At 49.8% G+C, this 20,554-nt stretch carries 18 protein-coding genes; all 18 read right to left on the bottom strand.

Annotated features, from left to right (window positions below; all coding sequences use genetic code 11):
* Positions 1-46: 46 nt before the first annotated feature.
* The 18 genes from GCWU000342_RS08715 to GCWU000342_RS08630 all read right to left on the bottom strand — a co-directional run bounded on the left by GCWU000342_RS08715 (position 47) and on the right by GCWU000342_RS08630 (position 20,541).
* The gene (locus GCWU000342_RS08715) at positions 47-1,666 is read right to left on the bottom strand and encodes a hypothetical protein (protein ID WP_006907039.1); all 1,620 of its coding nucleotides are present in this window, start codon (positions 1,664-1,666) and stop codon (positions 47-49) included.
* A gap of 145 nt (positions 1,667-1,811) precedes the next feature.
* Positions 1,812-2,525, bottom strand: a complete 714-nt coding sequence (locus GCWU000342_RS08710) for a tRNA threonylcarbamoyladenosine dehydratase (protein WP_006907038.1) — start codon at positions 2,523-2,525, stop codon at positions 1,812-1,814.
* Positions 2,526-2,617: 92 nt separating this feature from the next.
* The gene (locus GCWU000342_RS08705) at positions 2,618-4,630 is read right to left on the bottom strand and encodes a homocysteine S-methyltransferase family protein (protein ID WP_006907037.1); all 2,013 of its coding nucleotides are present in this window, start codon (positions 4,628-4,630) and stop codon (positions 2,618-2,620) included.
* 168 nt (positions 4,631-4,798) lie between these two features.
* Positions 4,799-7,324, bottom strand: a complete 2,526-nt coding sequence (locus GCWU000342_RS08700; protein WP_006907035.1) for a homocysteine S-methyltransferase family protein — start codon at positions 7,322-7,324, stop codon at positions 4,799-4,801.
* Positions 7,314-7,988 (bottom strand): vitamin B12 dependent-methionine synthase activation domain-containing protein, encoded by a 675-nt coding sequence (locus GCWU000342_RS08695; protein WP_006907034.1) that lies wholly within the window; start codon positions 7,986-7,988, stop codon positions 7,314-7,316. The genes GCWU000342_RS08700 and GCWU000342_RS08695 overlap by 11 nt, the downstream gene beginning before the upstream one ends.
* A 267-nt stretch (positions 7,989-8,255) precedes the next feature.
* A complete protein-coding gene (locus GCWU000342_RS10030) occupies positions 8,256-10,199 on the bottom strand; it encodes a glycerophosphodiester phosphodiesterase family protein (protein ID WP_006907032.1) in 1,944 nt (647 codons plus the stop codon).
* A 283-nt stretch (positions 10,200-10,482) separates the two neighbouring features.
* Positions 10,483-11,520, bottom strand: coding sequence for a hypothetical protein (locus GCWU000342_RS08685; protein WP_006907030.1), 1,038 nt, complete (start codon positions 11,518-11,520; stop codon positions 10,483-10,485).
* Positions 11,521-11,594: 74 nt separating this feature from the next.
* Positions 11,595-12,374 (bottom strand): ZIP family metal transporter, encoded by a 780-nt coding sequence (locus GCWU000342_RS08680; RefSeq protein WP_006907029.1) that lies wholly within the window; start codon positions 12,372-12,374, stop codon positions 11,595-11,597.
* A gap of 178 nt (positions 12,375-12,552) precedes the next feature.
* Positions 12,553-12,981, bottom strand: a complete 429-nt coding sequence (locus GCWU000342_RS08675; RefSeq protein ID WP_156784538.1) for a cytidine deaminase — start codon at positions 12,979-12,981, stop codon at positions 12,553-12,555.
* Positions 12,982-13,124: 143 nt separating this feature from the next.
* Positions 13,125-13,766 (bottom strand): methylated-DNA--[protein]-cysteine S-methyltransferase, encoded by a 642-nt coding sequence (locus tag GCWU000342_RS08670; RefSeq protein ID WP_006907026.1) that lies wholly within the window; start codon positions 13,764-13,766, stop codon positions 13,125-13,127.
* Between the two features lie 58 nt (positions 13,767-13,824).
* Positions 13,825-14,505, bottom strand: coding sequence for a MerR family transcriptional regulator (locus GCWU000342_RS10025; RefSeq protein WP_006907025.1), 681 nt, complete (start codon positions 14,503-14,505; stop codon positions 13,825-13,827).
* Entirely contained in the window at positions 14,502-15,404 is a 903-nt protein-coding gene (locus tag GCWU000342_RS08660) for a MutS-related protein (RefSeq protein WP_006907024.1), read from the bottom strand. The genes GCWU000342_RS10025 and GCWU000342_RS08660 overlap by 4 nt, the downstream gene beginning before the upstream one ends.
* A gap of 5 nt (positions 15,405-15,409) precedes the next feature.
* Positions 15,410-16,069, bottom strand: coding sequence for a hypothetical protein (locus GCWU000342_RS10565; RefSeq protein ID WP_156784537.1), 660 nt, complete (start codon positions 16,067-16,069; stop codon positions 15,410-15,412).
* 132 nt (positions 16,070-16,201) lie between these two features.
* Complete coding sequence (locus GCWU000342_RS08650) at positions 16,202-16,837, bottom strand: L-2-amino-thiazoline-4-carboxylic acid hydrolase (protein ID WP_006907022.1); 636 nt, start codon at positions 16,835-16,837, stop codon at positions 16,202-16,204.
* A gap of 746 nt (positions 16,838-17,583) precedes the next feature.
* Complete coding sequence (locus GCWU000342_RS08645) at positions 17,584-18,234, bottom strand: DUF4230 domain-containing protein (protein WP_045000969.1); 651 nt, start codon at positions 18,232-18,234, stop codon at positions 17,584-17,586.
* A 209-nt stretch (positions 18,235-18,443) separates the two neighbouring features.
* The gene (locus tag GCWU000342_RS08640) at positions 18,444-19,079 is read right to left on the bottom strand and encodes a helix-turn-helix domain-containing protein (RefSeq protein ID WP_006907017.1); all 636 of its coding nucleotides are present in this window, start codon (positions 19,077-19,079) and stop codon (positions 18,444-18,446) included.
* 242 nt (positions 19,080-19,321) lie between these two features.
* Positions 19,322-20,038, bottom strand: coding sequence for an L-2-amino-thiazoline-4-carboxylic acid hydrolase (locus GCWU000342_RS08635; protein WP_045000967.1), 717 nt, complete (start codon positions 20,036-20,038; stop codon positions 19,322-19,324).
* 77 nt (positions 20,039-20,115) lie between these two features.
* Positions 20,116-20,541: a cytidine deaminase gene (locus GCWU000342_RS08630; protein ID WP_278081871.1), complete on the bottom strand. Its 426-nt coding sequence runs from the start codon at positions 20,539-20,541 to the stop codon at positions 20,116-20,118.
* Positions 20,542-20,554 lie beyond the last annotated feature (13 nt).

Below are 20,554 nucleotides of genomic sequence, written 5' to 3'. Positions count from 1 at the left end.
ATCAGAGCTCTCGCTCAGGTTCTGTGAATTCAATCCTCAGAATTCTTTATCTGTCGGTCTTTCTCTTCCTGCCAAACGCAACCGTTCCGATAACCAATGCCCCGAGCAGAATGCTTGCATAGATGGGAAGATGTGTCTGGTCACCCGTCTTGGGCGCGATCTTGCTATCCTTGACAGGAACCACAGGCTTGTTGGGCTTAGCGGGATCTGCGGGCTTTACAGGCTTGTTGGGCTCTGGCTTAAGCTCTGGCTTAGGCTCTGGCTTGGGGGCAGGGGCAGCCTTATACTTGAGGGTAAAGCTGATATCCTTGCTGGTCGGATTGATCGCGTCCGCGCCTGAAGGCAGCTGCTCTGCCTCCCAGTTAAAGCTGAAGCGGATGGTCGTCCCGCTCAGGGGATTGGTCGCCCTTGCCTTCAGCTGGCCGTTCATGATTCCGCGAACCGTGTAATTGGTGTCGGCCTTTGCCTGGCTGTTGAAGACCGTGCCGTTGACAAGGACCTTGAGCTGATCGTCCATGCCGTTGACGGCATCCTTCAGATCAGCGAAGGAGGTCACATTCTTATTAACCGTCATAGTCACGGTAATGGTCCTGCCGGTCACCTGGCTGCTGATGATCTTGTACTTGCCGTTGTCGTTCAAAAGAGATACGTCCGGCGTCCCGTCGAAGTCCATCTGATCGGGAAGGGTCAGCTTGGCGGTAAAGGTGGAGCTGTAGTCAGAGACGGCAATGGAAGCCGGATCCAGGTGAGACTGGTTAAATTGCGCCTCCACCTGCTTTAACTGCTTCTTGACCGGAGTCACATCAAGAGCTCCCGTAAAGGCAACCTTGCTTCCCTCAGCGACCTCATAGACCTGATTGTGCTCTGTCTCATCTCCGACCAGGATATCGCCCGGAAGCTTCACATCTGCATGGAATACCTGCTCTGTAGACTCTGCGTATCTTACGGACAGGGCAATCTGACTTGGATTATGCACGCTCTTACCTGCCTCGGTCTGCTTGCCGTTCCAGGTCAGGTTAAAGTTGATCTGCCTGCCGCTGACCTTGTTAGTCGCCGTCGCCGTCAGATCTCCTGAGATGCTGCCTGTGACCTCGTAGTCCGTGTTGGCCTGCGCATTCCCATTGAACTTCGCGGTCTTAAAGGTCACCTTGAGCTCGTCGTCCACCTTGTTGACAGCAGCCTTGAGCTTGGCAAAGGTATCGATCTGATCATCATTGACCAGACGGAAGGTCACGGTAGCGGAGTGGTCGTCTCCCGTAACGCTCTCGATCTTAAAGGAACCGTTGGCTCCGTCTAAAACGGCATTCTTAGACGCGAAGGTCAGCTCATTGGGAAGCGTGATCTTGGCCGTAAAGCCCGTCTTGAGGTTGGACAGGGCGATTTTGTCCGCATCCGTGTGATAATTAGCTTCAATCTGAGCCATCTGATCCTTGATGGTCTTGGCATTGATCACACCGACGAAGTCCATGTTATCCGTCTTCTGAACCGTGATCGTATTGTTCCCGGTGTCGCTGCCCAGCTTCAGATCAGCGTCAATATCGACCGCCTGCGTCACATTCTCGGCTGCCTCTACAGTCCTTACCCCAGGCAAAAGCAATCCTCCGACCATGGCCAGAGCCATAACCCAGGCAAATGACCTTGCCAGAATATTCTTGTGTCTTTTCATTTCGTCTCCTTTCCTAAATCAATTGCTCTCCAATTTGCGTCTCTAATCCAAAATATTTCACAATAATTTCAAGCAATGATCGCATGCACGACACATATATTATAAGCGTATCAGAAAAATTTGTCACCCAAAATCAGATCTTTCCTCAATCTCTAAAATCAGCCCTTTCATCAACACGATCGCCCATCAAATCTTTCACCAGCTCTGCCGCCAGAATCATTCCAGCGACAGAGGGGGCGAATACCGTTGATCCGGGAACAGATGCACAGGTTTTTATAGGCTTCTCATCGGAGCAGACGACCTTGAGCCTGTCAATCCCCCTCCTTCTGCACTCCCTGCGCATAACCCTGGCCAGGGGATCCATGCTGGTCTCCGAAATATCTTTCACCCGAAAACATCCGGGATCTGTCCTGTTGCCCGCCCCCATCGATGAGATCACCGGGACCCCGCACCGCCTCGCCTGCGCGATGATCTCTAATTTGGCGGTCACCGTATCCACTGCGTCCACAACATAATCATAGGCGGAAAAATCAAACTGCCACGCCATCTTTGGAAGATAAAAGCACTTGAAGGTCTCTACCTCAGCCCGGGGGTTGATGTCAAAGATCCTGTCACGCATGACGTCTACCTTGTATTTGCCCAAGGAGGAGTGAGTCGCGATGATCTGCCGATTGAGATTGGACAGGCTGACCCGGTCGCTGTCAACAAGAGCAAGCCGGGACACTCCGGATCTGACCAGCCCCTCGACTACATATCCGCCGACCCCGCCGATTCCAAAGACAGCGACTCTGGACGCAGCTATCTTCTTCATCTTCTCCTCTCCAAAGAGAAGTCTGGTTCTGGAAAACTCTTCCGACATGTAAGTCACCTCTGCCTCCTATGGCCCGCTGAGCTATCTTTTTTCTCCGCGACCTTCTTGTCCTCTGCTTGCGCGTTTCCTGTATTCTGTCCCTATCGTCCCGGAAGGCGCTCCATAATCCGTCGGATCAGATAATCCCGCATAAAAGGCGTCACCAGATAGTAGCCGTCCACCGCGTCCTCCATCGTTTTCGCCAATTCCAGCGAGGAGTCCACCGCGATCTCTTCACAGTCTGCGCGGTCCTTTCCCACATATCGCTCAATCAGCGCGTCCGGCACATCGATCCCTGAAATCTCTGACTGCATGAAGCGCCCGTTTCTCTCACTGATGACGGGAATGATTCCCCCGAGAAGTCTGATCCTTGAATTCTCTGCTCGCAGAGTCTCCGAGGCCCTGCAGATATTTGCGATTGCCTCTGTGGTCAGCGCCGGCTGGGTCAGAAAACCGACCGCTCCGGCCTGCACCTTCTCCCGGGCCCTGTCCAGTTCAATTTCAAAATTTCTGGCATTGACATTGAGCGCTCCGAAAATATGCATGGGACTTGGAAAGGTCCCCTCCTCTTGTCCGAGGGCCTTCATATAGGCCATCAGCTTACGGGAGTTGAATTGATAGACGACCTTGACCTCATCGCGCCGGGCGCTCGGAATGGGATCCCCGGTAATCACCAGAACATTGCGGATTCCCTGCGCGTAGTTTCCCAGGAGCAGACTTTTCGTCGCGTTGAGGTTGCGATCCCTGCAGGTCATATGTGGCAGAGCGTCCAGACCGACTTGCCGGCGAATGATTCCCGCCACGATGGAGGAGTCCATGCGGGCCTTGGCAATCGGATTATCCGCAATGGTAATAATGTCTGCCCCGGCCTCCTTCAGATTCTCTGCCGCCTCCATGAACCTCGTGATGTCACAGCCCCTGGGAGAATCCAGTTCCACCGCGACGACCTTCCTGCCGGACATGAGCTTTTGGTAGAAGGCATCCTGATCTTTTGACACAGACAAGCCCCTGTCGCTTAAACCACTGTCTCTTGAGCCCTTATCACTTGAATTCCCGTCACTTCCTGTAGCAGCATATAAGTGCTGATCGCTTCTCTTGCCATGATCCTGCCCGAGGGCAGGATCCGGCTCCTTGAAAACAGGTCCTTGTCCCCCTTGATGTCTGACCGGATTCTCTCTCAGGCGATCTGCCAGAAGCCTGATATGATCGGGGGTTGTTCCACAGCAGCCGCCCACCATAGCGACTCCCTGGCCGGCATCTCTTGCCAGAATTCTGGCAAAGTAATCGGCATTGCCCTCGAAAACCGTCCGGTATCCGCGGACAACCGGATAACCGGCATTGGGCATCAGAAGCAGAGGTTTCCCCGGATCCGGGATCTGTCGAATCAGATGATCCATATGCCAGACCGAGGACATGCAGTTGAGACCGACCGCATCGACCGCACTCTCCCCTGCGGCCGCCGCAAGCATATCTCTGTAATTGCAGCCCTCGCTGCTGAATCCGTCGGGCATCACGGCAAAGGAGCTGATCGTGTAGGCCCCGGGACATTGGTCTTTTAAATAGCGGATCGCCTCTAAAACGGTTTTCTCCTCGGGCAGGGTCTCAAAGAGGAAATACCTTGCCCCCGTCTCCAGAAAGGAGTCAATCGCCATCTGATAAGCCAGAATTCGCTCTTTTTCCTCTTCGCCAGGCGCCGGACCCAGATCCGCAAAGATAAAGTAGTCCTCTTCGCCCGAAGCTTCTGCAGATCTCTCCTGTCCGGCTCTCCTTGCAAATTCTCCGGTCGTCTCGGGGCGGTTTTTTACATCCTTGCTCAGGTGATTCAAAAGCGCTTCCTCAGCAAGAGAAAAGCCGGCTGTAATCAGCTTTTTCGTTTCCCCGGCGTCTTTCATTAGAATCCCGGGATAGGCTCCGAAGGTATTGGTTTTGATGGCATGGGCACCTGCTGACAGATATTTGCGATGAATCGCCTTGACCCGGTCCGGTCTGGATACGTTGACGTACTCCGGGAAAAAGCTCTCCTCCTTCTCCGGACGAAACTGTTTTGTGTAATAGGTTCCAAAGGCCCCATCAAAAAGGAGGGTGTGTTCCTTAAGATACTCTCTGATTTGCATGGACGCACTCCTGTCTTCCTTCACTTGCCGTGTCTTCCTCGATCATTCCCCGGCCTTCACTTGCTGTGTCTTTCCCGATCATTCCCCGGCCTTCTCTTGCTGTGTCTTTACTGATCATTCCCCGGCCTTCTCTTGCTGTGTCTTCTCCGATCATTCCCCAACCTTCTCTTAAGCCTCGCCCAGTACCCTCTGGGCAATTTCTACGGACTCCCTGGCGTCATCCGCATAGAAGTCCGCCCCCATCTCCCTGGCGTATTCGCGGGTCAGAACAGCCCCGCCGACCCAGACCTTGGTATGGGGGGAAGCCTCGCGCAGCCGATCAATGGTCTCCTGCATCGCGGGCAGCGTTGTCGTCATAAGGGCTGACAGACCGACCAGCCGGACGTCTTCTGCGACCACTGTATCAACCACCTTCCCGGCAGGGACATCCCGGCCCAGATCAAATACCTTGTAGCCATAGTTCTCCAGGATGACCTTGACAATGTTCTTGCCAATATCGTGAATATCTCCCTTGACTGTACAGACAACAATCTTCTTGTCCTCTTTGCCGGAGGCTCCCTGACCTCTGGCTGCAATGCGGTCCTTGATCATGTCGAAGGCGGCTGAGGCCGCATTGGCCGAATTAATCAGCTGAGGAAGAAAAATGGTCTGCTTTTCATACTGATCTCCTACCAGGTCAAGTGCCGGAATCAGGTAACGGTTGATGACCTCCACCTCGGTCAGGCCCTGCTCCAACAGTCCCTCGGCAAGTTTTCTGGTCTCCTGCTTCAGACCCTTTAAGATCGCCTGATCAATGGCTGTCTTAAAAGAATCCTCTTCTTTTTTGCCGGACAATCCGACGGAAGACTTCCCCTGATCTGATATTCCCCTCTCCCCGTTCGAAGCGTCCCCGGCGACGGCTCCTTCTGCCGACTCAGCCTGAGGCCTGCTGTCTGAAACAGACGTCTTAATCTCTTTGCGTCCGGCGAAACGGTCAATATAATGCATGCAGGAAATATCCTCCCCGGACAGGGCCTTGAAAGAAGCCACTGCATCCATCAGGGACAGGATGTTTGGATTGATGATGGGAAAATCCAGACCGCAGTACATGGCCTGAATGAGAAAATTCTCTGTGACATGTTCTCTGGCAGGCAGGCCAAAGGAGATATTGCTGACGCCCAGCGCCGTGTGCAGCCCCAGTTCCCTGCTGATTCTCTCAACCGCCTCCAGGGTTTCTCTCGCCTGTTCCTGCTGAGCAGACACTGTCAGTGTTAAGGCGTCAATGATAATGTCATCCGCCTCCATGCCCGCTTTTAGACATTTTTCCTTAATGTAGGCCGCCTTTTCAAAACGCTCCCGGGCCGTCTGCGGAATTCCCCCCTCGTCTAAAGCCAGACCGATCACCGCCGCACCGTACTTCCTGGCAACAGGAAGGATAGCCTCCAATTTAGCATCATCTGCATTGACTGAATTGATAATTGCCTTACCGGCATAAATGCGCAGAGCAGCTTCAATCACCTCCGGATCCGAAGAATCAATCTGCAGGGGAACAGACACCACCCCCTGCAGAGCCCGCACGACCTCCAGCATCAGCGGCTTCTCCTCGGCGCCGGGCAGTCCTACATTGACATCCAGCAGATCTGCCCCGGCCTCCTCCTCGTCCAGAGCCATCTTGCAGATATACTCCATATCGTGCTCACGCAGGGCCTGTTGAAAGCGCTTCTTCCCCGTGGGGTTAATGCGCTCTCCAATGACTCTGACCCCGCCGAACTCACAGACATTTGTCGTGGAACAGATTCCCTTTCTGACTTTCGACCGGTCTGCCCCGGCAGATGCCTGACTTAGATCCTGCCATCCACTGATATATCCGGCCTCTCTCAGGCGACTGACCAGACAGCGAATGTAGTCAGGATCTGTACCGCAGCATCCCCCAAGAACGCTTACTCCAAGTTCGGCATAAGCCTGCATCTGTTTTCCGAAATCTTCCGCTGTCAGGTCATAGACCCCTGTTCTCGGATCCGGCAGGCCGGCATTGGGTTTTGCGATGACAGGAAGATGGGTCCACTCCCTCAGTTCTTCAATCAGCGGAAGAATCTCCGTAGGCCCCAAAGAGCAGTTGATCCCGATGGCATCAACGCCAAGACCGGTCAGAGTCAGAGCCATGGAAGCAATGGTTGTCCCTGTGAAGGTTCGTCCGGACCGCTCGAAAGTCATTGTCGTCCAGACAGGCAGAGGAGTGTTCTCTTTTGCTGCCAGAACCAGAGCCTTGATATCTAACAGATCTGTGAAGGTCTCTGCAACAATCAGATCGGCTCCCGCCTCATAGCCGGCGACAACTGCCTCTCTGTAAATTTCATAAGCCTCCTCAAAAGAGAGCGTGCCCAAGGGTTCTAAGAGTTCTCCGACCGGGCCGAGATCCAGAGCAACTCTGACCGTCTCTTTTGCCGCCTTTTGGGCCGCCCTTTTGGCCGTCCGGATCGCCGAAAAGACGGCTTTCCCTGTATCTATCGAACAACCCTGCAGCTTTCTGGCATTCGCCCCGAAGGTATTGGCATAGATGACATTGGATCCCGCCTCAATATACTGGCGATGAATCTGTTCAACGATCTCGGGATGCTGATGACCAAAGACCTCCGGATGCTGACCGGCCGGCATACCGGCCGCCTGCAGCATGGTCCCCATCCCTCCGTCCAATACGATGATCTTATTGTCCACAGGTCACTCCATTCATTCGAAAGCGACAGGAACCATTCAGGTTACAGGCCGCGCATGATTTCTGTTTCTTCTCTCTCGGTTGCCTGGACACACCGATCATCGCCGTTACCGATTTGCGGGGGATCATAATCCCGGAAGCACTGACTGTAAGGCCGATCCGTCGGCTCTCCATCAGAGCCGCGAACTGAGAATTGATGCCGATGGGCAGGTCTCCGTATCCGGGTGAGAAGCGAAATGTCAGATACTTCCCCCTCTTCTGATATTGAGCTCGAAGTTCTGCGTCTAACGAGTCACAGACTGCCTCTATCAGGGTAGAAGCGCAGGAATCCATGATGAGGGCATCCGCCATATCTCTGATCTGCGTCTTTCGGAGCAGACTGTCGATCCCGCTTCCCAGCGTAGCCGCCAGGCAGATAATCTCTTCACAGCCGTCCAGATGACGCCTGATATCCTCGCCGGTCAGAAATGCAAGTTCGGGAGGGTAATCATCCCTGTCTTTCCTTGAAAAGATCTTCATCAGGCAACGGGGATCAGCTGCCCGGTTGACCTGATCCATGCAGTAATCCACCTGGTCTGTCAGCTCTGCCGGAAGCTCCTGTCCCCGGTACTCCAGATAGCGCAGAACTTCGGATCGATCCTGCGGTCCCAATGTTACCTGCTCCATGTGATCACCCGCCTTTGATCTCAACTGATCTGTTTATGGTCAAGCCGTCCCGACATTGTCTGCCGCAAGGGATCCGGCAGACAGATACAAGCGGCGCACGGCTATTATTCTATCAGAGAAAACAGGGCAAAAAAAGTGCGGGCAAAGCCTAGAACCAGCTCCAGTCTTTGCCTCACACTCCGATACATTTTCTGCTTTCATCCAGGGTCCGTTTTCGCCTTGCTCAGCCCATAAAATCCTCTGTCTTCTCTTGTCTGCCCCGGCTTGCTATCTTGCCTGCAGGATCCCTCCCAGCTTAATGGGCTGAGAGATATTGACCCCGAAGAGCGGATTTCTGGACAAGTAATCAATGACCCTCTCCGTATCAGAACGGGCCTCAAGCCCCTTCTCGACATCCTTACACATAGAGACCTGATCTGTAATCACCGCATCTGCATCAGAATCCATAAAGCGGTAGGCCGATTCCGGCGAATTTACCGTCCAGACCAGCACCTTCTTCCCCGCATTGTGGACGGTATTGATCGCGGACTCTGTGGCCGCCTCCTCTTCCATAATCATATCGTCACAGTCCAGAGCAGCCCTATCCCCAAAAGAAAAATAATAAATATAGCCGGTCTCAATCTCGGGGTACTTATGATAGACATGAGCTACCAGGCTGTATTTGAGCGAGGTAATCACACACTGATCCGTCATTCCCCTTTCCCGAACCATGCGGCTGACATCATCCGCCATTTTCAGATCCGCTGTCGGCCCCTTTAATTCCAAATAAAGTTTCCCCTTGCCCCTGGCGTAATCCAGAAGCTCCTCCAGTGATGGAGGATGTTGGCTAGATGGTTTTCCTGTCGGATCTGCAATCCGCAATCGCTGAATTTCCTCCCAGGTCATATCGGAGACCAAGCGGTTGACCCCGCATGTCCTGGCGAAAGTATTATCGTGGTTGATCACGTATACCCCGTCTTTTGACCTCTGGATATCGGTTTCAAACCCATACGCAGACTGGTTGAGGGCGCTGTCAAAGCCCAGAAGGGAATTCTCCGGCGCTGCGTATCCGCCAAGCCTGTGCGCCACAATCTTCGTGTCTGTTCTGGCCGGGAAGAGCTCATCGAAAAAGAGCGTCCCCAGAAAAGAAAGAAAGAGCATAGAGGCTATCAGACAGCAACTCCATACGCGAAGTGGCAGGAAGGAGCGTTTTGGAAGCTCTTTCTCAAAGAAAATTTCCTCTTTCGCGTCAAAGTTCATAAAAATCCGGGTGATCTCCAGGGCTTCCATGGCCGGGAAAGACAAGGTAAAAAAGATGAGCAAAAGCACGCCTCCCCCATATGCAAAAATGAAGATAAAACGATTAAAATAGCGCGGTAAATCAGTAATCGAGGTCACCAGTGTCCCAAGCAGGGCAATCAGAAATGAGAGAAGCAAAAGCAGGGCCACCAGCTGCAGAGTGAAGATCAGCAGACGACTGGCAATCGGCCTCCATTTCTTCCGAATCATTCGATGTGACAGGATTGTCGCCTCATGGGCTGTCTTTCCATCCACTAGAATATAGGGAAAGGCCAATGTATTTCTCACCCCAAAGAAGACTAAAAAAGCCATGATCGCCACATAGATACACATATAGCGGGGGCTTGTCCGGATGGCATCCACCACAAAGCTTGGAATATAATAGTGCTTGGTCAGAGTCAGATTGAATCCGACACCTAAAAAAGGGGCCCCCAGAGCGACGTAGAGACAGAGCAGAATTCCATGTTTATTGATGAATTTGGGGATTGATGCGAAAGTCTCTCTGATAAGAGAGGGCATCTGCACCTTCTCCTTGCGCAGAAGTCTGGCGGACAGAAGGAAAGTCCCATTGATATCTACAGACATGGCAAAGAAAAATGCCAGGAAGGTAATCAGCATAATCAGCCAGCCCTGCCAGGTACGAAAAAGAAAGTGGTAATCGCCGCTGGTAACCGCGACACGGCCGGTTGAATAGATCAGAAGCATTCCCAGCTTCTTCAGACCAAATACAACCACCTGCAGGAGAACAAAGGCAATCAGCTTGTACTCCAGGAGCTGAGGGACAACTCTGAGATAGGAGGAAAAATGCTGTTTCTTCTTCTTGACCTTCTTCCCGACGATTGAGGAGAGTTCTTCCCCCTGGCTCTCACCCTCTTTGACCGTTTCCCTCCTGTCCTTATCCTGCTTATTTTTTCTGTTGATTCCCTGCAACATGTCATTTCCCCAATGGATTTGATACTTTCATTCTTGCCACGCTGTCAGTTAGTATAACGCAAGAAAAAGCCCTGAAGTTTAAGCGAAGGCTTTCTTTATCTTAACATTATCTGAAAACAACAACCGCCGACAGGAGCAGCCATGATCTTTGATGGACGGAACAAACGGCCAGCCACTTTTCACTGCCCATATTGCGAAAAAGTCATAGTCAACTCCAATCCCCATATGCCCGCTCTTGCTCAGAACAGCTGCCGACGCCGACAGTGACTGTCATCTGCATTCTTCATTCCCAGATCGTATGCTGACAGTACACCGTATATCTGTAAGGGCTTCCGTCCGCCTGAAAGCTGCCTTTGATCGTATATCTTGGAAAGAGCACATAGTCATGATTCTGCATGGATACGTCAACAGTTCCCTCACTCACACGGCTCTTGGTATCCGCCGACTCCACATGAAAGAAGTCCGCCAGTGACTTCTCCTGATAATCTGTCTGCCTCAACCCCGCAATCTTTCTTCCCTGAATCGAGACCTCCTCCCATCCGTCATTTTCCGGCCGGACGGTGTAGGAGGTCAGCAGACAATCCTCAAGAGGAGATTCATCAGACAGGGGCGGTGTCAGGTTGACAACCCCGTAACTCTTACCGTCCCGCAGGACTTCCATTGCCTGTCCATAATAGAAATGATCCTTTCGCTCATTTCGAATGATATCCCCGGCTCCTCTTTGTATCTTGCTATGCGTATCCATGAGTGTCCACCCATCGTTAAGCAGGTCAGCCCCCCTGGAAAGTCCTGCCGTATAGTCTTTGTCCTGCAACTGAAAATGCACCGGCTTCGCAGGAAGGCCGATTATGGACATGGTCAGGGTTAGAGTAAAGGAAGCTATAAACCCCATTCCCCAGACAGCCTTGGAAGAAGCATAAACATGGTCGGATGCACTGTGCCTCAGCAGAAACAGTATCAGGCGAAAGACAGACTTCAGCATCTGAATGACAATAGCAATAACGAAGGATGCCTGCAGGGCAAAAAGAATGGATTCATACAGATGATTCCCCTGCAGGAGACGAAAGCCGACGACAAGAACCATTCCCAGCGGGAAAGCGAGAATATAGTAGGTCGCCTCCTTAACAGCACAATCGTCGAGCAGATCTTCCGAGTACTCGATTCCCCGCCCCTTGATGGCGTGTCCGATTTGATAAAACCATCGGGGCAAGTCTCCGCCCCGTCTGGCTGTGCCAAGGAGCCTAAAATAGAGATAAATGGTGAAAAACGCGCCTGCGAGCGTGATAAGAACAAAGACCAGCGCTGTAACTGTAAATTTCATTTTTCTCCCCTTCAGATAGAAATACAGGTAAACTTCATATTCCTGATCGATACATCATAATTCATCTCTTCGGATCATCCAAAGCTAATATCAAGAATCATCATGAGTACAAAACCCAGGGAGAAGAAGACCGTCCCCAGATTGGAGTGTTCTCCCTCGGACATCTCCGGAATCAGTTCCTCGACAACGACATAGATCATAGCCCCCGCGGCGAAACTGAGCAGATAGGGCATCACCGGAACCACATAACCGGCCGCGACAAGGGTAATCAGCCCTGCAATAGGCTCGACGATGCCGGAGAGAGTCCCATAAATGAAGGTCTTTATCTTCCCCATCCCCTCTGCCCGAAGGGGCATGGCAACAATGGCTCCCTCCGGGAAGTTCTGGATGGCAATGCCAAGGGCAAGGGCGAAAGCGGCTGCCGCCGTAATCTGATTGTCTCCGTAGAGCCAGCCGGCATAGACCACACCGACCGCCATCCCCTCCGGGATATTGTGCAGGGTCACCGCCAGGATCAACTTGGTTGTGCGCTTTAAGCCGGTTCTTGGTCCTTCCTCCACCTGATCCATATGCATATGCGGTGTGATATAATCCAGCAAAAGCAGAAAGCCGACGCCAATCATGAAGCCGATCGCCGCCGGCAGAAAGGCCAGCTTTCCCAAATACTCCGCCTGCTCAATGGCAGGAGCCAGAAGACTCCAAAAACTGGCTGCCGTCATGACCCCGGCGGCAAAACCGGTCAGAATCTTCTGGAGCCGCACGGTCATGCTCCCTCTTAAGATGAAGACCATGGCCGCGCCGGCAGTTGTTCCAATAAAAGGGACGGAAAGTCCCTGTATGATTTCCTGATACATCTGTCAGTTGATCCTCTTTTCTTCCAATCAGGCAAGTGCCTGCATCTCATACAAAAACTGATCTCTTCTCATAGATACCTGTTGTTTCCTGCAAATACCTGTCACTTCGCATAGATGCCTGTCTTTTCATAAAAATACCTATCGCTTCATATAGATTCTTGACGTTTCCCGAAAACACCTATCGCTCTGCCGATTCGGATAAGGCGTCCGAAGAAAAACCATGGGGAAGAAGCTTCTTCAGGGAACAGACCTGATAGTCCCTCTCGTTCTTTGCGGCAATCACCTGCATATTCTCATCCGCAAACTCGCTTAAGACCTGCCTGCAGATCCCGCAGGGCCATATTGCATCATCCGCCTCTTCCTCTTTCCCCCCCGTGATCGCAATTGCCTGAAAATGTCTGGCTCCGTCAGCGACCGCGGCAAAGACAGCGGTTCTCTCGGCGCAATTGCTTGCGCCATAAGAGGCATTTTCAATATTGCAGCCCTGGTAGATCTTTCCGTCCGCGAGAAGGGCAGCTCCGACCCTGAACTTCGAGTAAGGAGCATAGGCCCTTTCTCTGGCCTTCATCGCCTCATGAATCAGATCTTCCACTTGATATTCCGTCACAAGCAGTCCTCTCCTCCACACTATCTACTCATATCCATCCGACTTTTCGCCTCTGCATCTCTGCGATCCGGACCGCCGGTCACTGCTCACAAAAACCCATTCTACGAACGCAAAGAAAAAGATAGAACCATTGTATCGCACTGTCAAGTCAGGTCTCTCTTCACCTGAATTCCATACTTCTTCAGATCGACCCGACCATCTTTTACACGCACTCCCTCTCTCTCCAGCAATTTAGCCTGCTGTCCTGCCCCGCCAAAGGCGAATTCTCCTGCCAACTCACCTTGGGCATTGACCACGCGAAAACAGGGAATACCCAGCGGATCTGGATTTTTGTGCAGGGCATTTCCGACCGCCCGTGCCATCCGAGGATTTCCCGCCATCTGCGCCACCTGTCCGTAAGTTGCCACATGGCCCGCGGGAATCTCCCTGACCGCCTGATAAATACGTTTTGCGGGAGAATCCGTCACAAGGTCATAGCTCTCCGCGATCATCCGCTTGATCTCTTGCTCCGGAATGCTCCCGTCCAGGAGGATGGTGTTCCAATGCTCTTTGTTCTGGTGCCAGCCCGGCAGAACTGACGCATAGGCATTCCTCCAGAAATCCCGCCAGCTCGAATCCACCTTGACGTTGATGTTGACAAGTCCATTTCTCTCGTAGACAGCCAGAAAGGTCTTCTTACTCGTCTTCACTCGGATCAGCTGCCAGTCCGCCCTGGGAAAAGGCTTATCCGCATAGGCTTCGTCAAAGGTCAGTCCGTATTGTATGGCCTCTTCTCTTGTTCTCATCTCAGATCTGCCTCAATCATCTCAGCACAAAAACCCCGTCAGAAACACACACATCTTTTCAGGGCTTGCTGCCTTTTCCTCTTCGGAAAATTTCAATTGAAATCCCCCAAAAGAAAATCATCAGAAGCACCCAAATCAAAATCGAGAGAAGTCCCGTCTGATTGTGCCTCCATCTCATCCACCACTCCGCAATCATAACCAGGGGGAAAACAGTCAAGAATAAGATAGAGATAATTCCGAACAGACGTCTCACCCATGTATATCTCATGAAATATACCGAAATTGGAAGGCCCAGATATCCGTCAATATCTGTTTGCTCAACCGCACGATCGATAACTCCCATGATATCAGGATATTTTCTTCCCTCTGCCTCTTTTGTTTTGACATAATTCAGATAGTATTTTACATCAAATGATATATCTGCCTGATCATCAATCATTTTTTGACACAGACTAAGTGCTCCATCCAAGTGCTCTCGTTCCTCCTTGAGTATATTTATCTGCTCTTTTAATACACCTTGCAAATTGGCATTTTTCTGAAGGAGATTTCTAATCTGTTCAAGTGAAAGATCCATTTTCCGATACAGTACTATCGTATCCAGGCACTTGATATCTTCTTGTGTATAAGATCGATAGCTGTTAGTGCTTATTCTTGCAGGTGCAATCAGTTCCTTCCTCTCATAAAAACGGATGGTGCTGATATCCAATCCCGTTTTTTCTGCCACTTCTCCTATTTTCATAAATCCCCCTCATGGCTCAGGATCTCTTTCGCGTCACTAAGGACTTCCTCAGGAAAATCAAACTGCTCCAGTAAGAGGATCGCATTGCTTTCTCCCCCAAGCCCCGCTTTTATCTTATAGTCAAATGTTATCGTTCCCTCATCATAAAAACAATCAAAATAATAGCACTTGTATGCATCGCGGACTCTCTCCGCCAGTTCATGATCGTGCGTCGCCACTATGATAAAACAAGTCTTATCTGAGAAAAAATGCAATAGGGCTTCTGATACGGCAAGTCTCTCTCTTTGGTTGGTCCCCTTCATGATTTCATCTACGACAAATAAAACCATTTTACCCGACTCTAATCTTTTTACCATTCGCCTCATGTATTTGACTTCACGAACATAATAGCTTTCCCCTGAGATGAGATCATCGCGAATCGCCATTGATGACATCACATCCATTTCGGGAATTTCAAATTTCGAAGCGGTGCAGAAATCAATTGTCTGCGCGAGAATCACATTGACTGCCAGGGCCTTCATCAGGGTTGATTTCCCGGACGCATTTGCCCCTGTAATGATTGTGTTTTTTGTCAATACAAGGTCGTTTCCAACCGCATCTCTGAGCAGCGGATGCAGCAGATCCTCACAGCAAATCTCCTCTTTTTTTGTTAAAGTCGGATGACAGCCACATTTCATTCCCTTTTGAAAGGAAGCGCAAGAGATGGCAGAATCCACCGTCCCCGCCAGATCAAATAAATGCAGAATCGCCTCTTCATTTCCTAAAATAGCCCGCGACAGCTTAATGTAGCTTACTAGATCGATCAGCGTGATCCCAAAGAGATAATCGAGCAGGAAATTATTTGGATCGTTGAGTTCAAAGGCTTTTCGCACCGAAAAACCGCCTACCGCCTTTTCCACCCTCCTCAGTTTTTTAAGTCCTTTCTGATTTCTTCTGCACATGAAACATCATCCAATGGCCAGTTTTTCTCAAGATACCGGCAAAATTTAACAATCACGCACACATCATACAGACTGTAAAATGTATATTCCTGCTTTTCCTTTTTTATGATATAAATGGTCAGGTTGCAGCTCACCATCAGGATCAGAAAAAAACTTGCCTGTGGAAGGCGAAAAAGAAACGTCCCCAAAATAGCGCAGATGAATAAAAGCTGCAGAAGTCGATAAAATACCAATTCGGCCCATCCCCGGTCGTCCAACATTTTTAACATCAATGGGAGGAAGTAGCTGCTCTGTCTTTTCCCGATTCCGCAGAATTTTCTCTCAAATACCAGCCTCCTTTTCTCATCCTTTGCAAAGGCGGAAACCAATTTTGAAAATAATTGCTGCCTTTCCCCTGTCCCGGGCTCATGCAATTGTCGGTAGAGCACCTGCTCTCCGACAAAACTTCGTGTGTTATTAATTCTGTAAAAGACCTCATCCATTTCAAGATCAGACCATGTGATCGCATCGATCCCGTCCTGTCCATACTCCTCTTGATACATACGGATCGATTTCATTCGATCCTCTACCATATAAGCTGTTGGCAGGTCCCTCGGATCACAGCCCCACTGTCTTCTGATCATGGATTCGATTCTCTTTTTTCGGCGTCCAAACATGCTGATACCTCCTCGATTCCCTTAAAACATAGACCATGAACCAGGTGGAGGGTCAAGTTTATTCTTCAAAAAGCATCAAATTCCATTCCTTCGGTATCCTCACTTTTCATCCGTGACCTTATCTCCGACAATCCCGTAGTCACAGATGCCGTCACCGTTTGAGATCGTGTGTTCCCGATGAAGCCTTCCATGCTGGAGCCGCAGCATGACCTCGTCTGTCGCGCAGAGAGCGGGCATCAGTTCACCGATTCCCTCCCTCTCACAGAATTCGCAGATCGGGCAGCGGGAAAAATAATAGTAACTGCCATCTCTGTGCAGTCCCTCATTGAAGTGTACGACCCAATTGACCGGATATTCTTTCCCCCTTTTCCGATACCATGTCTCATACTTCTTCATGCTCCTGTACCATTTTTTCGGTGACTTGTTCAGATCTATCATTCCGAATAAAGTTCGAAGAAGCGGACTTGTCAGCACGTCTATCATCACATGAGCCATTTCATCAGGGCTGATCTTTTTGCCGCTTCCCAGCCATGCCGCCGCGAAAGCATAGGCAAAGTACGCGTTTGCCGCCATCGGGTTGCCGGGGCCCAGATCGTCCGCGCGGGAGAGAAGCCTCCTGTATTCCTCTTTGCCCTGGCGGATTGACCGGTCAGCCAGTTTTCGGTCAAAGCGCTTTGCAATACTCTTTTTTATCATCGGCGCAAACAGCGTCCAATAGATCCCTCGATATTTCATCGCCCGCCCTCATCTCTATACATGAACAGCAGCTATCTGAGCGTGGATACTATGACTCCGGTACAAAATGACCTCGTCTCCTCTATATTGACGATTATCCTCTATATTATTTACGATTATGCACCAATTGAGGATATCATTCTATGCGCTTTTCCGACGCCGGGGCATTATTTATTCCTCCGTCCATACTTCCTTTGCGAGATGAAATACAGCCCAGGATTTCAAATTTCATGGCATCATCCCACTTATTTCACCATTTCAGAAAGGACTTCTTCAAACTTTGGTGTCCACCATAGCAGGTACCCGCCCTGGAAGGATGAATGCCATCATACATATAAAGCTTGTAATCTTCTTTTGATACTGCATTCATATCAGCGTCATCCCAAAGATCAAGAACATTCATATTCTATTTCTTTTGAAGCGAAAGCAGAGCGCTTACCATAGACTCATAATTTTTATTGTCATATTTTGTGCCGGTATAAAACAAAACCGGACAATTCCAGACCTCATTACAGTATGCAATGGAACCGGCAAGCACTGCCGATATCACAGCCAAGAATAAAACGACTACCAGCAATGTAATTCCAAGCACTTTTATAGCCTTCTTCTCGATTATTTCTCCGAATCTGCTAAGTTTTCTCTCTCATCTTGTCAGGAACAAGAAGATGTAAAATAAACCTGCCACCACACCTACAACAAGCAGTATTTTAAGCAAAGTTCCCCTCATTTTGTTCATATGATTCTCCTTATTTATATTCAAACTCAACCTTATAATTTCTTGTTAACTCATTGCTCTTGATCATGTTGGCAATTACCTTCTGTGTGTTTTGATCTGCTTTTCCCAATACCCCTGACTGTAATGCCTGTTCCTCTCCCTTTTTGACAATGGCATCCTTTAGCTTTTGCTGTTCTTCGGCACTGATATTTGTAAACCAGCTCTCCTGATCCAGGTAGCTTACAAAGGAATCCTTTACTTCATATGATTTATAGAGCACTGCATGGGGCAGATTTATGCTTATGATATTGTTCCCCTCTGCATCTTTTTTGCTTTTATACTCGATCTCCTCAAAATTCGTCCCTGCCAAGACCTCAACATCCAGACTGAATATCAGATAGCTTTTGGTAAAGGGGATTGATATGGAATCAAAGAGTTTTCTTTCCTTGGAACCATCCTCTAAAACTCTGCCATACCACTCTTGCGTCACAAGAAAGCCCACATCCTTAAAGCCGAAATCCAACACCGTTTCCCTGTGCATGAATTTCGTGGGAACCAAGGTCCCTATCCCGATGCATAAAACCATGATACATAAAAAAAAGACAATCCTAACCGTCAGCGGTATTTTCTTAAGTATTCCGCTAATTCTTCTGCCCTTTCTCTTCTTTTCCTGCTCTTCCATTGGTTCTCCCTTGTAAGCATCTATTGTAACAGACGATCCCATTATAACAGACAATCTCTATGAGGGGAGATGACCTTAGACCTTCCTCATCCTTTTTTAGATGGTGGTGAATTGCAATCCTACTCGTATTTGTGGGCGCCTGCCACAAATACTGATCCATTTTTTTCCCTGACGCGTCATAGGCAATTGCCAAAAGTTCACCCTTCATATTATTTTTTTAAGATAGAAATCAGATGTCCAACCCCTATGCCAAGAAGAGAAATAACCGTTCCGACAAGAAGCAGCGTCCAATTCGGCTCATTCACTTTTCCAGTCGCAATATTGTTCGCCAAGCTAAAACTCATATATGCCAGCAGCATGTACATGATGCCGAAGGCGATCGATGCAAACCATTTACACCTTCCCCATAAGTCCATTTCGCCAATGAGGAGAGAGAGAATAAAGGTCGTCAGCGGAATGATAATCCATATGACACCTAAGGCATAGACCATGGCTTTTCCCGTTTCATCCGGCGAAAACCAGAACCACAAGATCGCCAGGGTCCAGATAGTCAAATAAGATAAAACCACTATCAATGCTGATAAGCGACGTCTGCTTTTTACCTGATTTGTGCTCTCGTCAAGATAGTCCATATAACTGCTCATTGAGGATTCTCCTTTCAATAAATAATCAAGGCTGACCCGATAGAGATCGCTCATCTTCAGTACGCTGACAATATCCGGGTACGACTTCTCGTTTTCCCAGTTGGATATAGTCTGTCTGCTGATGCCAAGGGCTTCTGCCGCCTGCTCCTGTGTGAGCTTTGCATCCACTCGCGACTTTCGAATCTTGCTCCCAATATCCATCTGCCTCACCCCCTCTTGTTATATAAATCTTAGAGCAGTCATCCTCCGACATCTATCAAATTGCCTGGACATCTCTGAAAAAACATGTCAAAAAGCTTTTACATTCAAATGATAATTGATCCCAGCACCAATACTATATATTGAAGATACTCGATGATCGTGTTCTGTGATAACTTTTCCAAGGTTCTTCCCCCACCGAGAAGGGCCTTCCGGCACCCGGTTTTTGTAGTCAGACTTCATTTTTACTTATACCCCCTTCCCTGTGTGAAAACAGGCGGCCAATATTCCATCGGCTTTTCGCCAAGCTTTATTCTGAAATCACAGAAATCGCCATCTTCAAAGCAGGTATGTTCGCGAAAGAGCGGCACACCGAGAACGCTGAACATGACATAATCCAGATTACAGAGATAGGGCATATATGCTTCATATCCGTACTGCTTTGCAAAATCAGCCAGCGGACAGACCAGGTTGTGATAGCTGAAATCAGATCCCTCTTCCGGCGGGATCTGTGTCTTTGTTTCAAAGCTGCCAGGGTTTTTCGCTGCATTGGCAGCATTTTTGGCGTCCTTTTTCCTAAATATCTTGTTCAAAAGCCTTGTGTTCCCGCATAACTTACCTATGCTTTTCCGGACGATCCACGGCATTTTCATAGTCATACGCTCATAGCTCATCACCATGAGATGTCCCGTTTCTTCTGGATCGACACCGTATTTTTGAAGTACTTCACCCATGGCAACAAAGCAGTATGCACCCGTCAGGTTACGTGTGCCGCTGACATGCTCTCCGCCGATATACGGAAACCTTTCCAGCAGTTTCGTCTCATAATAGGTCCATATTTCGGCAAACACATCACCATATTTTCTTCTGCTGGCTTCTTCCAGCTCAGGGCGGATCAGAAAAAGCAGCTTATTCATGTCTTTTTTCAGCTTATCCCTATTTTCAGCATAATATGGATGCACGTTTTTCTCCCTCTCTCTTCTCACTTTCTCGCAAGTACCCTTATCCACAGCTTTGATCTGTGATGATCACTGGCTTCCTATTTCGTCGATTCAAACAGGGTCTCCCGAGAAAAGCCGTGTGGGAGAAGGCTCTTAAAAGAGCAGATCCGATAGTCGCTCTCGCTCTTGGCCGCAATCACCTGCATCTCTTCATCTGCGAACTCGCTTAAGACCTGTCTGCATATCCCGCAGGGCCAGGCGTAGCTTTCTGCTCTCTCTTCTCTTCCGCCAATGATGGCGATCGCCTGGAAATGCCCGGCCCCGGCGGCAACCGCGGCAAAGGCAGCCGTTCGCTCGGCGCAATTGCTGGCGCCATAGGAAGCATTCTCAATGTTGCAACCCCGGTAGATCTTCCCATCCGCAAGAAGGGCGGCTCCCACCCGAAACCCGGAATAGGGAGCATAGGCTCTCTCTCTAGCTGCCATTGCCTCTCGGATCAAATCACTCACTCGATATTTCGCCACAGGCAGTCTCCAT

Source organism: Shuttleworthella satelles DSM 14600, assembly GCF_000160115.1.
In the GTDB taxonomy this organism is placed as follows: Bacteria; Bacillota; Clostridia; order Lachnospirales; family Lachnospiraceae; genus Shuttleworthia; species Shuttleworthia satelles.
The sequence above is the reverse complement of the archived record's forward strand: the minus strand, read 5'-3'. Positions and strand labels throughout refer to the sequence as shown.

Coding starts and splice junctions, on each gene's coding strand:
- GCWU000342_RS08715 (WP_006907039.1), bottom strand. CDS start 1,666: ATGAAAAGACACAAGAATATTCTGGCAAGGTCATTTGCCTGGGTTATG.
- GCWU000342_RS08710 (WP_006907038.1), bottom strand. CDS start 2,525: ATGTCGGAAGAGTTTTCCAGAACCAGACTTCTCTTTGGAGAGGAGAAG.
- GCWU000342_RS08705 (WP_006907037.1), bottom strand. CDS start 4,630: ATGCAAATCAGAGAGTATCTTAAGGAACACACCCTCCTTTTTGATGGG.
- GCWU000342_RS08695 (WP_006907034.1), bottom strand. CDS start 7,988: ATGGAGCAGGTAACATTGGGACCGCAGGATCGATCCGAAGTTCTGCGC.
- GCWU000342_RS10030 (WP_006907032.1), bottom strand. CDS start 10,199: ATGTTGCAGGGAATCAACAGAAAAAATAAGCAGGATAAGGACAGGAGG.
- GCWU000342_RS08685 (WP_006907030.1), bottom strand. CDS start 11,520: ATGAAATTTACAGTTACAGCGCTGGTCTTTGTTCTTATCACGCTCGCA.
- GCWU000342_RS08680 (WP_006907029.1), bottom strand. CDS start 12,374: ATGTATCAGGAAATCATACAGGGACTTTCCGTCCCTTTTATTGGAACA.
- GCWU000342_RS08670 (WP_006907026.1), bottom strand. CDS start 13,766: ATGAGAACAAGAGAAGAGGCCATACAATACGGACTGACCTTTGACGAA.
- GCWU000342_RS10025 (WP_006907025.1), bottom strand. CDS start 14,505: ATGAAAATAGGAGAAGTGGCAGAAAAAACGGGATTGGATATCAGCACC.
- GCWU000342_RS10565 (WP_156784537.1), bottom strand. CDS start 16,069: ATGATCAGAAGACAGTGGGGCTGTGATCCGAGGGACCTGCCAACAGCT.
- GCWU000342_RS08650 (WP_006907022.1), bottom strand. CDS start 16,837: ATGAAATATCGAGGGATCTATTGGACGCTGTTTGCGCCGATGATAAAA.
- GCWU000342_RS08645 (WP_045000969.1), bottom strand. CDS start 18,234: ATGGAAGAGCAGGAAAAGAAGAGAAAGGGCAGAAGAATTAGCGGAATA.
- GCWU000342_RS08640 (WP_006907017.1), bottom strand. CDS start 19,079: ATGGATATTGGGAGCAAGATTCGAAAGTCGCGAGTGGATGCAAAGCTC.